Here is a 12,869-nt window from a genome sequence, read left to right as displayed (position 1 = left end):
GCTGAGCGTCACCTGAACCTGCTGCGACCGGCCCGCAAGGGAGAGGCCGAGCGGGCCGGCTCGCATCTGTTCAGGCCGCTGCGGCAGGTCATCGAGTCGATCAACCAGACCCTCAAGGGGCAACTTGACCTGGAAAGACATGGCGGCAAGAGCCCGGCCGGGGTCACGGCCCGTGTCCTCTGCCGAATCCTCGCGCTCACAGCGGCGATCTGGCACAACGACAAGACCGATCAACCAGTCAAGCGGTCACTAACCGCCTACGATCACTGACCGCAACGACACCCCTTGGACTCATTCATCTAGCGGCCTCCAACCGTCACGCACGTTGCGGTACCGCGCGCACGCGGCCCTTGTGTCCCTGCCCGTGGGCTGGCGACAATCCGGGCTTTCGGCAGTCGGGGGGCGTCGGTGGGCGGGACCATCATGATTTTGGTCGTCGGGTTCTTGGTGTTCGCGTTCTCGACGGGTTTCTACCTCCACTCCAGCCCGCTGTTGAAGCGTGGGGTGCGGACGTCCGATGTGAACGTCGGTCAGGTCGCGCAGGGGTCCGTGCTTCTGCTGGAGTACACCCCGGTGGGCGGGCCCGCGCGGCAGTACACCGTCGGCCCGTTTCCTGTTTCCGCCCGTCGCGGTCGGGGGGCGTCTTGACGTGATCTACGACCCCAAGCGCCCTCAGGAAGTCACGCTCCCGGAACGCCTCCCCAAGGGGACGCGTGGGCTGTTGATCACGATGCTCGTCTCCGGCGCGGTCGTCGTGGGATGCGTGACAGCCGTGGTGGTGGCCGCCAACTGAGCCCCGGCGAGCGCCGAGGGCGAAACGCGAAGAAGGCCGGCACGTGGTGCACGTGTCGGCCTTCTTCGCGCGTGGGATCAGGCGTCGCCGTCGTGGGCGGCGCCGACCAGTTCCTCCAGGAGGTCTTCCATCGTGACGAAGCCGATCACCGTGCCCGTGGCTGCGGCGACGGCCGCCAGGTGGGTGCCGGCGTCGCGCATCGCGGTCATGGTGTCGTCGAGTGGGGTGTCGAGGGCGACCGTATGACGGGGCGCATCGCGCTGCGCGGGAAGGGGGCCGCGCGGTCGCCGGCGGCCAGGGCGTCCTTGATGTGCAGGTAGCCCCAGATCTCCTCGCCCGGTCCGTTGACGGGGAGGCGGGAGTAGCCGTGGTCGGCTGCTGTCCGTTCCAGGCGGCGGGGGGTGATGTCGCAGGGGACGGTGACCACCTTGTCGAGGGGGAGCATCACCTCGCCGACAGGGCGGGTGCCGAGTTCGAGGGCGTCCCGGAGACGTTCCCCGTCCTCGGGGCCCAGGAGGCCGGCGGCGCTGGAGTCCTTGACGAGGCGGGCGAGTTCCTCATCGGTGAAGACGGAGCCGACCTCGTCCTTCGGTTCCACCTTCATCAGCCGCAGCAGGGTGTTGGCGAAGGCGTTGATGCCGAAGACGAACGGCTGCAGGGCCCTGGTGAGGGCGACCAGCGGCGCCCAGCAGCTCCTCACCTTCAACCCGGCCGCGCCCCGCCTGGCAAGCGGCCGAAGGCGCTCGTCTGGACCGGCGAACGCATCCTCCACTGGCAGCGGACCGGCGAGAAGCCCTCACCGGTGATGGTCTGGACGCCGGAACACACCGGCCTCTTCCTCGACCACATCGCCGAGGACCGCCTGTACGCGCTGTTCCACCTGATCGCCTTCCGCGGACTGCGGCGCGGTGAGGCGTGCGGCCGGCGATGGACCGACACCCACCGGGACGCCGGGCTCATCACGGTCGCCAAGCAACTCGTCGTCAACGGCTGGGAGGTCTACGAGGACGACCCCAAGACCGACTCCGGCGCCCGCACCATCGCCCTCGACTCCGACACCGTGCAGGCCCTGCGGCGCCACCGGGCCCAGCAGGACAAGGACCGGGCCCAGTGGGAGAGCGCCTGGGTGGAGACGGGCCGGGTCTTCACCCGAGAGAACGGGGAGCTCCTCCACCCCGCGAACGTCACGCGCCGCTTCATCGAGCTGTACGAGGAGATCGGGCTCCCTCCGGTCCGCCTCCACGACCTGCGCCACGGCGCCGCGACGCTGGCCCACGCGGCGGGGGCCGACCTGAAGGACATCCAGGAGATGCTCGGCCACGCCTCGATCACCATCACGGCGGACACCTGCACGAGCCTGCTCCCCGAGGCCGACCTCGCGATCGCCGAGGCCGCAGCCCGGCTCGTACCGCTCGCTCGGGCGACCGGCCAGGGTGCCCCTGCCAAGGCTTCCAAGGGCGCCGAGCTCGGAGAAGAAGGTGCGGCGCCCGTGCCGGATCGTGCTGATCCATCAGCAGGAATCCCGGAGCCCGCTGACACGTCCGCTCACGCACCGCTCACGCAAACGGCCCCGGACGAGGAGTCCGGGGCCGAATGGGGTGCATCCCTGGGGAGAAACCCCAGGTCAGCGACTGGCGTGCTGTGCCCTCGGCAGGATTCGAACCTGCGACACCCGCTTTAGGAGAGCGGTGCTCTATCCCCTGAGCTACGAAGGCGGGCCTTGCGTGAAACGTGGCTGAATACTCTGCGTGAGAGTCCGGCTCGCCTCGGCAAGGTCCTGGGCTGCCACAAGGGCAGCCCAGGGACAGGGTAGCGGATCAGGGCGGGGCTCCGCGGCTCAGTTCTTGGGGGATCGGGTGAGGCCTTCTGTGGTCTCGGCGTCCGCGTCGGCGTAGGTGGGGTCTTCCCGGTAGCGGGCTGCGCTGGTGGCGTTCTGGGCGAGGAGGAAGCCGAGGATCACCAGGCTCTGGGCGTCGGCGCCGAAGGCGATCATGCGGCGGTTCCAGAGGGAGCGGTCGAGCTGGGAGAAGCCGGACTCGGTGTCCTCGCGGCCGCCGTAGAGGTGTTGGTGGGTGGCGGTGTTGCCGGGGATCTGGAGGAGGTGCTCGGCGCGGTGGAAGCCGGTCTCGGTGTCGCTCTGGCCGTCTTCGCGTTCGCCGGGGGTGGTGGTGATGGAGACGGGCTCGCGGTGCTCGTGGGCGCCACGAGGGCAGGGGACGGCGATCAGGTGGTACCAGCGGTGGGTGTTCGGGCTGGCCCGGCGCTGAAGCTTGAGGATGGGCAGGGGCAGCAGTTTGGTGGTGCCGGTGTCGAGGAAGACGCGTTCGTGGGCACGGCCTTGCTGTGACCACAGCTCGTGGCGGCACAGGCCGTAGTCGAGGGTCCGCAGGTAGCGGGGTCGGGCGCCCTTGTGCTGTTTGTTGATGAGGAGGCGTCCGCGGCGGGCGATGACGTCACGGTGCATGCCGCGGAAGGCTCCGTCGTACAGGACACCGAGGCAGCCGTCCGCGGCGTCGAGGATGGCGCAGGCGAGTTCGAGGGCGACTGCGGCTTCGCCGCCCTCGGTGTTGCGGGGGACGTGGGCGTAGCGCAGAAAGACGCGGCGGAAATAGCCGCGGTGGCGGGTGGAGAAGACTACGAACTTGCTGCCCAGGACCAAGGCGGTGCCATCGTCGGTCCCAGACGACGGGTTTTCCTCGTCGTCCCTGTTCCCGCCGCCTTCCTTCTGCCAGGAGGAGGCGGGGTCGACGCGATGGCGGCGCCGTACTCCGTCCTTTTCGGTGTAGGGGACGGTGGCGAGGGTGGGTGATTTGGCGACGGTGCCGTCGCCGGCGATGAGCTGGTGGCGTTCGGGGCGGGACCAAGCGCGGCGCGCTTCGGGCGGCAGGAGCCCCTGGCTCAGGGCCTGGGCAAGAGCGAGGTCGGCGAAGGTTTCCGAGAGCTCTTCGCGCCGGGGGATGAGCAGGGTCTTCTGGGCGTGCTGCCACTGGTGACGGGTGGGTCCCTGATCGGGAAGGCGGGCGGCCTCGTCGTGGCCGAGATGGTGGGCGACGCCCTGACGAATCTGGTTCCAGACGTCCGCGTCGTTCAGCTCGGCGGCGCAGTAGCGGGCGGACCCGTGGATGCCGCGCAGGGTGAGGAAGAGGAGGTAGACGTACGGGGGGAAGGCGGGCGGGCGGCCTCCGCGTCCGCTGCCGGGAGCGTCGAGGACCGAGGCGAGCCGGTAGATGTCCTCGAAGAAGGCGACGTCCTTGATGCGGCGGGAGACGGTGCGAATGTCGGATTCCAGGGCCCGGCGTGCGGCCTTCTTGCGGACGGTGCGCGGGGCGGGGTCACCGAAGAGGTCATCGGGCATCGCGGCCGGCCTCCCTTTCTGCGGTCGGGGTCTGCCAGTGGTGCCCGATGAGGGCGGCGGTGCTGTCCAGAGAGGCCAGGCCGAGATGACGCGCGGCAGCCTCGATGCGGCCGGTGCGGGTGAAGGTCTCCCAGCCGGCGTACGCGGTCACGGAGGCAGGGCGCACGCTGCTGTCGGAGCCGAGCCCGATCCGTTTGAGGAGGTCCCGGAGCGCGACACACACCCTCGCCTGGACCTGTTCGTCGGAGCCTGCCTGGGCGGAGACCGCGAGGGGGCTAGGGCCGGCAGCGGCGATGTTCTCTAAGTGCCGGGTACGGGCGACGAGTACGCGCATGCCCCAGGCATCCAGAGGACACCATCGCGGCAGCGTCTTCGTCGAGCCGTGCATCCATACCCGGTGCCCGGTGACGTCGAGGTCGGCGGGGCGGATGTGCCCGATCTCTCCGCTGAATCCGCCGGCCAGAGCGAGAGCCGCCGCGGCGGCGTGCCGGGTGGGACGATCGACGTACTCGGCAGCGCGGCGGATCGCGATGGCCTCGTCGTCGTTCAGCGGGCGGGTGCCACCCTTCACCCGTGGCGGCAGTTCGATGCCCCAGGTCGGGTCGGTTTCGGTGAGGTGGAGCTCGCGGGCGGTGGTGAAGCACATCCGCAGGACGCTGCGCCGCAGGTAGCGGGTGGCGAGGGCGGCCGGTGCGACGTGTCCGTGCCGGGTGCGGCCGTGGGCATCGATGAATCCGGCTGCAACGGACTGGGCGATGCCGCCGAACTTCGACACGCCGTGAGCGGCGGCGAAGTGCTCGAAGCGGTGGAGGAGCTGGACGAAGCGGCCGAAGGACTGCTTCGACATCTCACCCCTGACAACCAACTCCTCCCAGACGGCCAGGACCTGGGCGAAGCCGTCGGAGAGGGGGACCTCACCCGCCATGGGGTACCGCCTGAGCGGCGCATGGGACGGAAACTGGGGTTTCGGACACGAGGGGACCTCCACGCGATTGGTGCGAACATGCACCACGGTGTGGAAGGGTCGGTCGGTCCGCAACAGGAGGGTGCCGTAGGAGTGAGCGCTACGGCCGTGCGACTGACGGACTGATGTGCGGTCAGAGAACTGGTCGTACTGGCTTGGTTCGCATGCGTACTGGTTCCTCTCGGTGGCTGGGTGTCATGCTGGTCGGCAAGGGGTGGATGGCGAGGGGATCGAACCCTCCGCGTGCGGGTCCAGAGTCCAGACGCGGACACCAGCCGCCACCCTGGAGGCGCCGGTCCGGCCGAGTGCCGGTCCGGCGCTTCCTTCAGGCGGCGGGCGAGTGGGCTCCGCGCAGGGTTTGCAGGACACCCTCCATGAAGGCGATGTAGCGGGCGTCGGGCAGCTCCTGGATCTCGCGGAGGGTCAGGCCGAACAGGAAGGCGGGGTCGGGATCTTCGGCCTCCGGCTCGGGTTCTTCTGCCTGCGGCGCGGAATGCGGGCCCGAGTGGGGCGGAGCCTGGCCGGGAAGGTGGATGTGCAGGCGGTCGTCGCGCTCGACCACCAGGCCGATGACCAGCCACTCGACGAGGTACACGCCGCGCATGGGCATACCGCGCAGGCCGGCACGCAGCAATCGGGCCAGCTCCTCCTGAGGCAGTGCTCCGCCGGCCAGGTGGTGGGCCACGGCGGCGGTGGACCAGTGGGCCCGCATGAGTGGATGGAGCAGGAGGCGGGCCTGGGCGGAGTCGCGCTGCCAGACTTCGGCGAAGACGCGTCCTTGATCGGTCAGCTCGTACCGGCCGCGCCCCGGTTCGGCCAGCCCGACCTCGGCCAGGAACCCCATGCAGTCGCTCACCGTGTCCAGGCTCCTGCCGGTACGCGCCGCCACGGCCGCACGCCCGACCTCCTTGCCGTCGGCGCCCAGCTCGGCGAGAGCGAGAATGAGCTGGATCTGCTGGGCGGGACTCGTCCGGCCGCTGGGTAGGGTCCGACGGGGTGCCTGGGAGTCGTCGCCTTCGCGCTTTCCTCCCGAATGCGCCGGCCCACCGCGAGCGGACCAGTCCGAACTGGAATCGGCGTGGGAAAAGAAGGACATGGTGAGCCCAATCCCGGCCACTGGGGGCCGAATTCTCGCAGGGCTCTCGCGTCATCGGGTGTCAGCACCTAGAATGACGGAGATGCGTGCGCCAGAAGAACGCGCGTCCATGTGCCGCCGACTGGTTCCGACGCCTCGGCGGCACTCGCGCGTTTGAAGTCATATTGGAATTCAAGCTCCCTCTACGCATCACCACCCCGGGCATCAGGCGGAATCGCGTAGGTGCCCAGCCCGACGCGGATCAGCGCTCCTGTCCTCGTCAGTCTGGTGAGCTCGGGCCCGACGCCGGTGAGCTTGATGTCGGGGCGCGTGGAGCTGAGGTGCCCGAGGATCTCCGTCCGCGTGACGTGTCCGCCGGCGCGAGCAAAGGCGAGCAGTTCCTCGCCGAGCGTCCTGACCCCATGCTGGTGGGAGGACTTGCCTGATGAGGGTGTGTCGGCCTGCTCCTCGGCGCCGAGGGGCAATAGCTCCTCGGCCTCCTGAGCCACCCGCTGTGAGATCTCGGCGCGGGTGTCCGCCGACTCGAAGAGCGAGCGGGCGAACGAAGCTTCCTGCTCCGCCTGCACGAGGCGGTCCTTCGCTTCCGTGCGCTTGGATGCGTCACTGGCGGCCAGGCGCCTCAGCTGTTCAAGTACGCCCTGCGCTCGGCGTGTGTGCATGAAACACCTCCCCGCAATTCTCCGAACCTGAATTCCTGTTGAGCGTAGCGACTGGCCTAAGAGGCCGGTAGGGCATCTCCGCAATTGCCTTTCCTGAAGCTGCAGCACAAGATATGAAAAATAATCGAACGAGACCTGGAACATGTGGCCCGCGCTTCACTGAAACAAGATGTTTCACAAAAGCGCCACCATTCTGGCCTGCGTATTCTTCTCGGCCCCTCAACTACCCAGAGTCAGTGAGGCAAGCACGCTCGGGGTGGGGGCGCACGGGAGTGAATTGGGGAGGCGGCTCCCCTGGTGCGGGGGGCAACTGCGTGTCGACGGCTGCGTCGGGTCACACTTCGCTCCGACTGCCTGATCTTGTGAAGTGTTCACGCCCCTGCGTGCCGTCGTGTCTGTGGGCGCCGAACGTGAAAGATTCATTTTGCTGCATGTATGCACCGCTCGTGACTGAATCCACCACGCGGAGAAGGGAACACCAATGGGTGCATGGGATGATCCAGGCATGCCCCGGAGCAGTAATGACAAGGTACCCAGCGCGTATGTGGCTGACGGCACCTGGCCTCACGCCGCTCTCGCCCCCGACGCGCCCGTCAGTGCCCACTTCGCGCAGGCCCTGGCCCGCAACCTCGAGCGCGGGCTCGCCTCCAGCGGGCAGAGCCTGCGAACTCTGGCGGAAACCACGGGGATCAACCACACGACGATCGGTCGCGTCCTCGGCGGCAAAGTGCTGCCGGATATCGGCACCCTGGCGCGCCTTGAGGTCGCACTAGGCTTTCAGATCTGGCCTGGGCTCGCAGCCCTGCCGGCCAGCCCTCCAGTCGAGTAGGTCCGACACGGCGGTCACCCGCCCGGCCCGCTGCGAATGCGGGGCGCCGCGCTCGGTCCTACGCTCGCGATTATGTGCATGTATGCCCCGATGGTGCGGCCTGACGTGTTCCTTGTGTGCTTCGATCAGCGCCACCGAGTGGCCCTGTTCCGAGCCGGGGCGCCAGGCGCTGATGGCCACTGGGCGCTTCCCGCGGAGCGGCGATCTGAAGGGGAGCCTCATGTTGGGGCGGCCCGTCGCCTGGCTGCGGTGATGGCGCCGGTTGGTGGGGTTCGGTTGGGGAGCCTGATGGGCAGGTTCAGGGCCGCCGAGGGCGCAGTGGGCGCTGGCGCTCATCGAAGTGAGGCCCGGATCTTCACCGGGCATGTCGGCCCCGGGGTCCCGCTTGCGCATGTCCAGGGCGGCGCGGAGTTGTGCTGGGTTCCCTACAGGCAAGTTCCCCTGGAAGTAGGGCACGTGGGCATTCCGGACTTGGGGCTGTTCCTCGAGGGCTATGTGCAGGGGTGGATCCCGGACGGCTGGATCACCCTGTGCTGAATGGACGCGCCTGATGGTGCCGATACCGGGAGCCGGCTGCTCAGTTGCGTTGCGAGCGGTGGTGAATCTCCGTCTGGGTGCTCCTCGCCTTGGAGGTGCCGAGCGCGAGGCAGGCAGCCACGACCGAGAGTGAGGCCAGGGCTGCGAAGAGGTGGGGATAGCCGCCGAGAGGGCCCGCGAGGGCGGCGCCGGCCCAGGGGGCCAGTGCTCCGGCAATGTGGGCTGGGGCGCCGAGGAGCCCGGAGAGGCGGCCGTAGTGGGTGGTGCCCCAGCGGTCGGTGACCGCGGTGGCCTGGAGCAGGGTCAGGTTGCCGCGTACGACACCTGCGATGACCGCGAGGGTGATCAGAAGGGGCATCGGGCCGGGGACGAGGGCGAAGGCCGCGCTCGTTGCGCCACCCAGGGCGATCAGGAGGACGGTGCGGGTGGTGACCGAGGTGCGGGAGGACAGGCCGGTGTACAAGGTGCGGCCGAGGGTTTGGCCTGCGCCGCCGAGTCCGAGTGCCCAGGCGGCCGTTGTCGCGTCGGCGCCGCGTTCGGTGAGGAGCGGGATGAGGCCCATGACGACGGCGTACATGGCGAAGCCGGAGAGGGTGAAGGCGACGGCCAGGAGGAGGAAGGGGCGGCTTCGGGCGACCGGCGTACGGTCGGTTGAGGGTGGGGAGGGCGGGGCCGGGGGCCAGGGGGCACGTAGGGCGAGGGCGTGGGCGGGGATGGTGACGGCGGCGAGGATCACGGCAAGGGCGGCGTAGGTGGCGCGCCAGCTGAGGTGTTCGGCCAGGGCCGCGGTCAGTGGGGCGAAGACTGTGGAGGCGAGTCCTCCCGCGAGCGTGACGATGGTCAGGGCCCGGACCCGGTCGGGGCCCCACCAGCGGGTGAGGGCGGCGAAGGCGGGCGGGTAGAAGGTGGCGGCCATAGTCAGACCCGCGAGCACCCAACCCAGGGTGAAGACGGCCAGGTTGGGGGCGGTCGCGATCACGAGGAGGGCGAGGGTGCCGAGGGCGGAGCCCGCGGTCATCACCGCGCGCGGTCCTCGGCGGTCGAGGATTCGGCCGATGGGGATGCCGGCGACGGCGGAGACGAGGAGCGCGAGGGAGAAGGCGGCTGTCGCGGCGTTGGTGGACCAGCCGGTGTCGGCCGTCAGGCGCGGGAGCAGGACGGGGAAGGCGTAGTAGACGATGCCCCAGCTGGTGATCTGTGTGGCACACAGGGCGGGCAGCGCAGCGCGCGGCCGCGACCGGACCCCCGTCCCGGTCGCGGCCGCGTCGGCCTGGGTGTGTGGCACGGAGGTCAGCAGCCGCCGGAGGGGGCCGGGGCGCCGATCGTGAGGGTGGCCGGGGCCGCGCAGCAGCCTCCGCCGCTGGTTTCCTCGGCAGCCTGGGGCTGGTCGAAGAGGCCGGCTCCGCCGCAGACTCCGGTTTCGGGGAGGGTCAGTTCGACGCGTTCGGCGGCTTCGTGGTCGCCTGCGAGGTGGGCTGCGATGGAGCGGACCTGCTCGTAGCCGGTCATGGCGAGGAAGGTGGGGGCGCGGCCGTAGGACTTCATGCCCACCAGGTAGACGTCCTTCTCCGGGTGGGAGAGTTCCTTCACGCCGTGGGGGTAGACCGTGCCGCAGGAGTGCTGGTTCGGGTCGATCAGCGGGGCGAGCGCGGCGGGGGCCTGGAGGCGGTCGTCGAGGCCGAGGCGCAGCTCGTTCAGGAAGGTGAGGTCGGGGCGCAGGCCGGTCAGGACGATGACCTCGTCTACGGGGTCCAGACGGCGGCCGTCCTCGGCGACCAGGACCAGCTGCTCTCCGGTCTTCTCGACGGACGAAGTGCGGAAGCCGGTGACCGCGTCGGCGTGGCCGTCGTCGACGGCGGCCTTGGCGGCGAGGCCGAGGGCGCCGCGCGCGGGGAGCTGGTCGGCGCTGCCTCCGCCGAAGGTGGAGCCGCTGATGCCGCGGCGGAGGATCCAGACGGAGTGGGTGCCGGACTCCTCCTTGGAGAGGTCGGCCAGGTAGGCGAGGGCAGTGAAGGCGGAGGCTCCGGAGCCGATGACGGCGGTGCGCTTGCCCGCGTAGCGGGCGCGGACGGCCGGGTCCTTGAGGTCGGGGATCCGGTACGAGATCCGGTCGGCGGCCGCCTTCTCGCCGAGGGCGGGCAGGCCGTCGCCGCCGATGGGGCTGGGGGTGGACCAGGTGCCGGAGGCGTCGATGACGGCTCGGGCGGTGAGGCGTTCCTCGGTGCCGTCGGCGTTCAGGATGCTGACGGTGAAGGGCTGGGCCTCGCGGTCGGCGTCGACGATGCGGTCGCGGCCGAGGCGGGAGACGCCGGTCACCGTGGTGCCGTAGCGGACCCTGTCGCCGAGGACGTCGGCGAGCAGCTGGAGGTACTGCTCGGCCCAGTCCGCGCCGGAGGGGTAGGTCGCACCGTCGGGAGCGGTCCAGCCGGTGGGGGCGAGGAGCTTCTCGGCGGCCGGGTCCACGAGCTCGGACCAGGTGGAGAAGAGCCGTACGTGACCCCATTCGCGGACTGCGGCGCCGGCGGCGGGCCCGGCCTCCAGCACCAGGGGCTCGATGTCCCGCTCGACCAGATGGGAAGCCGCAGCGAGGCCGGCGGGGCCGGCACCGATCACGATGACGGGCAGGTCTTCGGTGGATGCGCTCACGGCAGGCTCCCGGTTTGATTCGATGAACGTCGATGTCCTTCTGGACTCAGCATCCCACCGTGCATCGACGTACGTCAACATAGACATCCGTCGAATTTGGAGGGAGGATTGCTTTCATGCCCTCCACGAAGCTGCTGCCGATGCTCGAAGACGAAGCCACGGCACCCTGCTGCCCGCCGCTGACCGAGCGCCCGCTGACGGCCGAAGAGGCCGAGCGGACCGCGTTGATGTTCAAGGCCCTCGGTGACCCGGTACGCCTACGGCTCTTCTCCGCGATCGCCTCGCACGAGGGCGGCGAGGCGTGCGTCTGCGACATCTCCGACGTCGGCGTCTCCCAGCCGACGGTGTCCCACCACTTGAAGAAGCTCAGGGAGGCGGGCCTGCTGTCCTCGGAGCGTCGCGGCACCTGGGTCTACTACCGAGTGGAGCCCTCCGTCGTCGCCGCCATGAGCCAGATGCTGGGCCGCTCCGCCTGACCTGCTGGCCTGCGCCCCCACGCCTGTGTCGGCTGACGGCCTTCCGGGCATCCTATTCATCGACTATCGTCGATTATCGATGAATGAGACGACGAAAGCCGGTCAAGGACTGAGCCCCGAGGACGCACAGACGTACTCCGGGTGGTTCAGGGCCCTGGCGGACCCCATGCGCGTACGACTGCTGAACCTGCTGGCGGAGGAGCGGCGCCCCCTGACGGTCGGGGAGATCACCGAGCGACTGCCCATCGGCCAGTCGACTGTGTCCCACCACCTCAAGCTGCTGGCCGAGGTGCGCTTCGTCCTGCCCGAGAGGCAGGGCACTTCCGTCAGTTACGAGGTCAACACCGCGTGCCTGGAGTGCTTCCCGGCAGCCGTCTCGGCGATCCTCGGGCGGCGGCCGTGAACATCGCCCCCATGACACGGGATCACGCCGACAGGGTCCTGGAGATCTACCAGGCCGGCATCGACGAGGGCAACGCCACCTTCGAGACCGAGGCCCCCACCTGGGCGGAGTTCGACGCGGCGAAGCTGCCCGAGCACCGCTTCGCCGCTCTCGGCACCGACGGCAAGCTGCTCGGCTGGGTCGCCGCCTCCAAGGTGTCCGACCGGTGCGCGTACGCGGGGGTCGTCGAGCACTCCGTCTACGTCCACCCCGGCGCCCGGGGCCGAGGCGTGGCCCGCGCCCTGCTCGATGTGCTGATCGCCTCGACCGAGGTGGCGGGCATCTGGACGATCCAGGCCGGAATCTTCCCCGAGAACACCGCGAGCCTAGCCCTGCACCAGCGGGCCGGCTTCCGCGTCATCGGCACCCGCGCACGCATCGGCCGCCACCACGGCGTGTGGCGCGACGTCGTCCTGTTGGAGCGCCGCAGCCCGGCGATCAGCTGACCGCGCGCCCGCCGTCGAGGGTGAGCTGGCGGTGGTGGAAGTCGAAGTGCTGGGTCGGGTAGCGGTAGATGTCCGCGAGGGTCATGTAGTCCTTGAAGAAGGGGTCCCACCGGACGGGGTAGTGCATGCCGTGCGTGAGATCCGCTTCTGACTCCGCCGCGAGATGGTGGAGCAGGGAGTCGGTGACCCGGTCGAATGCGGCGCCCATGCGACGCAGGCCGTAGACCTTCACCGCCCCGCACGGACCGGCGTAGTTGATCAGGTCGAACGGAACCGTCGCCGCGTTCAGCACGCGCGTGAACACCATGCTCACCCTGCGCGGGAGCCGACCGAAGACGCGCACGAGGACGAGCAGCGCTCGGACGACCATGTAGCCGAAGAGCATGTGCCACAGCAGCTGCTCGTTGGTCCACTTGGTGCCGCTGGAGGGCCTGGCGAGGTCGTCCGGCGACGCGGTGTCGAGGAGGCGGTGGAAGGTCTGGCGGGCGCGCGCGTAGTCGTCGTACACAGCCTGCCGGTCCATCGGGGTCGGATTCGCCATGGCCTGCCGGCTCTCGGTCGGGGTCCGGGGCTCAGCCCCGGGCTTTGATGATGCCCGCTCCGGGGCTGTCTCTCACCGGCGCCGG

The 12,869-nt window shown here is 69.7% G+C and carries 13 protein-coding genes, 1 tRNA gene and 2 pseudogenes; 7 read left to right on the top strand and 9 right to left on the bottom strand.

Annotated elements, in window-relative coordinates:
• Both MTF69_RS17825 and MTF69_RS17820 read left to right on the top strand, forming a co-directional pair.
• Positions 1–270: pseudogene (locus tag MTF69_RS17825) on the top strand (IS982 family transposase); the annotation flags it as partial.
• A gap of 379 nt (positions 271–649) precedes the next feature.
• On the top strand, positions 650–793 hold the full coding sequence (locus tag MTF69_RS17820) for a hypothetical protein (protein WP_243335597.1): 144 nt from the start codon (positions 650–652) through the stop codon (positions 791–793).
• A 77-nt stretch (positions 794–870) separates the two neighbouring features.
• On the opposite strand, the pseudogene MTF69_RS17815 reads toward MTF69_RS17820, so the two are convergent.
• Positions 871–1,475 (bottom strand): annotated as a pseudogene (locus tag MTF69_RS17815) (CBS domain-containing protein); the annotation flags it as partial.
• 123 nt (positions 1,476–1,598) lie between these two features.
• Between MTF69_RS17815 and MTF69_RS17810 the strand changes: the two are divergent.
• Positions 1,599–2,474, top strand: a complete 876-nt coding sequence (locus MTF69_RS17810) for a site-specific integrase (protein ID WP_243335672.1) — start codon at positions 1,599–1,601, stop codon at positions 2,472–2,474.
• On the opposite strand, the gene MTF69_RS17805 is transcribed toward MTF69_RS17810, so the two are convergent.
• From MTF69_RS17805 to MTF69_RS17785, 5 genes are all read right to left on the bottom strand, one after another.
• Positions 2,436–2,508: transfer RNA gene (locus tag MTF69_RS17805), tRNA-Arg, on the bottom strand. The two genes, MTF69_RS17810 and MTF69_RS17805, sit on opposite strands and share 39 nt — an antisense overlap.
• A gap of 122 nt (positions 2,509–2,630) precedes the next feature.
• Positions 2,631–4,148: a hypothetical protein gene (locus MTF69_RS17800; RefSeq protein WP_243335596.1), complete on the bottom strand. Its 1,518-nt coding sequence runs from the start codon at positions 4,146–4,148 to the stop codon at positions 2,631–2,633.
• The gene (locus MTF69_RS17795; RefSeq protein WP_243335594.1) at positions 4,138–5,073 is read right to left on the bottom strand and encodes a hypothetical protein; all 936 of its coding nucleotides are present in this window, start codon (positions 5,071–5,073) and stop codon (positions 4,138–4,140) included. Before MTF69_RS17795 ends, MTF69_RS17800 begins: the two co-directional genes overlap by 11 nt.
• A gap of 364 nt (positions 5,074–5,437) precedes the next feature.
• Complete coding sequence (locus tag MTF69_RS17790; RefSeq protein ID WP_243335591.1) at positions 5,438–6,208, bottom strand: hypothetical protein; 771 nt, start codon at positions 6,206–6,208, stop codon at positions 5,438–5,440.
• Positions 6,209–6,390: 182 nt separating this feature from the next.
• On the bottom strand, positions 6,391–6,867 hold the full coding sequence (locus tag MTF69_RS17785; RefSeq protein ID WP_243335589.1) for a hypothetical protein: 477 nt from the start codon (positions 6,865–6,867) through the stop codon (positions 6,391–6,393).
• 544 nt (positions 6,868–7,411) lie between these two features.
• On the opposite strand from MTF69_RS17785, the gene MTF69_RS17780 reads away from it, so the two are divergent.
• A complete protein-coding gene (locus MTF69_RS17780) occupies positions 7,412–7,696 on the top strand; it encodes a helix-turn-helix domain-containing protein (RefSeq protein ID WP_243335587.1) in 285 nt (94 codons plus the stop codon).
• A gap of 577 nt (positions 7,697–8,273) precedes the next feature.
• On the opposite strand, the gene MTF69_RS17775 is transcribed toward MTF69_RS17780, so the two are convergent.
• Together MTF69_RS17775 and MTF69_RS17770 are read right to left on the bottom strand one after the other, a co-directional pair.
• Positions 8,274–9,518 carry an MFS transporter gene (locus MTF69_RS17775; protein WP_243335576.1) on the bottom strand — a complete coding sequence of 415 codons (1,245 nt, stop codon included), beginning with the start codon at positions 9,516–9,518 and terminating at the stop codon, positions 8,274–8,276.
• Positions 9,519–9,523: 5 nt separating this feature from the next.
• Positions 9,524–10,879, bottom strand: a complete 1,356-nt coding sequence (locus MTF69_RS17770) for an NAD(P)-binding domain-containing protein (RefSeq protein WP_243335574.1) — start codon at positions 10,877–10,879, stop codon at positions 9,524–9,526.
• 116 nt (positions 10,880–10,995) lie between these two features.
• Between MTF69_RS17770 and MTF69_RS17765 the strand changes: the two genes are divergently transcribed.
• The 3 genes from MTF69_RS17765 to MTF69_RS17755 all read left to right on the top strand — a co-directional run bounded on the left by MTF69_RS17765 (position 10,996) and on the right by MTF69_RS17755 (position 12,243).
• Complete coding sequence (locus MTF69_RS17765) at positions 10,996–11,355, top strand: helix-turn-helix transcriptional regulator (RefSeq protein WP_243335572.1); 360 nt, start codon at positions 10,996–10,998, stop codon at positions 11,353–11,355.
• Between the two features lie 79 nt (positions 11,356–11,434).
• A complete protein-coding gene (locus tag MTF69_RS17760; protein ID WP_243335570.1) occupies positions 11,435–11,758 on the top strand; it encodes a helix-turn-helix transcriptional regulator in 324 nt (107 codons plus the stop codon).
• 11 nt (positions 11,759–11,769) lie between these two features.
• Entirely contained in the window at positions 11,770–12,243 is a 474-nt protein-coding gene (locus MTF69_RS17755) for a GNAT family N-acetyltransferase (protein WP_243335567.1), read from the top strand.
• On the opposite strand, the gene MTF69_RS17750 is transcribed toward MTF69_RS17755, so the two are convergent.
• Positions 12,236–12,784, bottom strand: a complete 549-nt coding sequence (locus MTF69_RS17750; RefSeq protein WP_243335565.1) for a DinB family protein — start codon at positions 12,782–12,784, stop codon at positions 12,236–12,238. The two genes, MTF69_RS17755 and MTF69_RS17750, sit on opposite strands and share 8 nt — an antisense overlap.
• Between the last annotated feature and the right edge of the window lie 85 nt (positions 12,785–12,869).

Source organism: Streptomyces sp. AP-93 (genome assembly GCF_022808175.1).
In the GTDB taxonomy this organism is placed as follows: domain Bacteria; phylum Actinomycetota; class Actinomycetes; order Streptomycetales; family Streptomycetaceae; genus Streptomyces.
The sequence above is the reverse complement of the archived record's forward strand: the minus strand, read 5'-3'. Positions and strand labels throughout refer to the sequence as shown.

Coding starts and splice junctions, on each gene's coding strand:
- MTF69_RS17810 (WP_243335672.1), top strand. CDS start 1,599: ATGGTCTGGACGCCGGAACACACCGGCCTCTTCCTCGACCACATCGCC.
- MTF69_RS17800 (WP_243335596.1), bottom strand. CDS start 4,148: ATGCCCGATGACCTCTTCGGTGACCCCGCCCCGCGCACCGTCCGCAAG.
- MTF69_RS17795 (WP_243335594.1), bottom strand. CDS start 5,073: ATGGCGGGTGAGGTCCCCCTCTCCGACGGCTTCGCCCAGGTCCTGGCC.
- MTF69_RS17790 (WP_243335591.1), bottom strand. CDS start 6,208: ATGTCCTTCTTTTCCCACGCCGATTCCAGTTCGGACTGGTCCGCTCGC.
- MTF69_RS17785 (WP_243335589.1), bottom strand. CDS start 6,867: ATGCACACACGCCGAGCGCAGGGCGTACTTGAACAGCTGAGGCGCCTG.
- MTF69_RS17765 (WP_243335572.1), top strand. CDS start 10,996: ATGCCCTCCACGAAGCTGCTGCCGATGCTCGAAGACGAAGCCACGGCA.
- MTF69_RS17760 (WP_243335570.1), top strand. CDS start 11,435: ATGAATGAGACGACGAAAGCCGGTCAAGGACTGAGCCCCGAGGACGCA.
- MTF69_RS17755 (WP_243335567.1), top strand. CDS start 11,770: ATGACACGGGATCACGCCGACAGGGTCCTGGAGATCTACCAGGCCGGC.
- MTF69_RS17750 (WP_243335565.1), bottom strand. CDS start 12,784: ATGGCGAATCCGACCCCGATGGACCGGCAGGCTGTGTACGACGACTAC.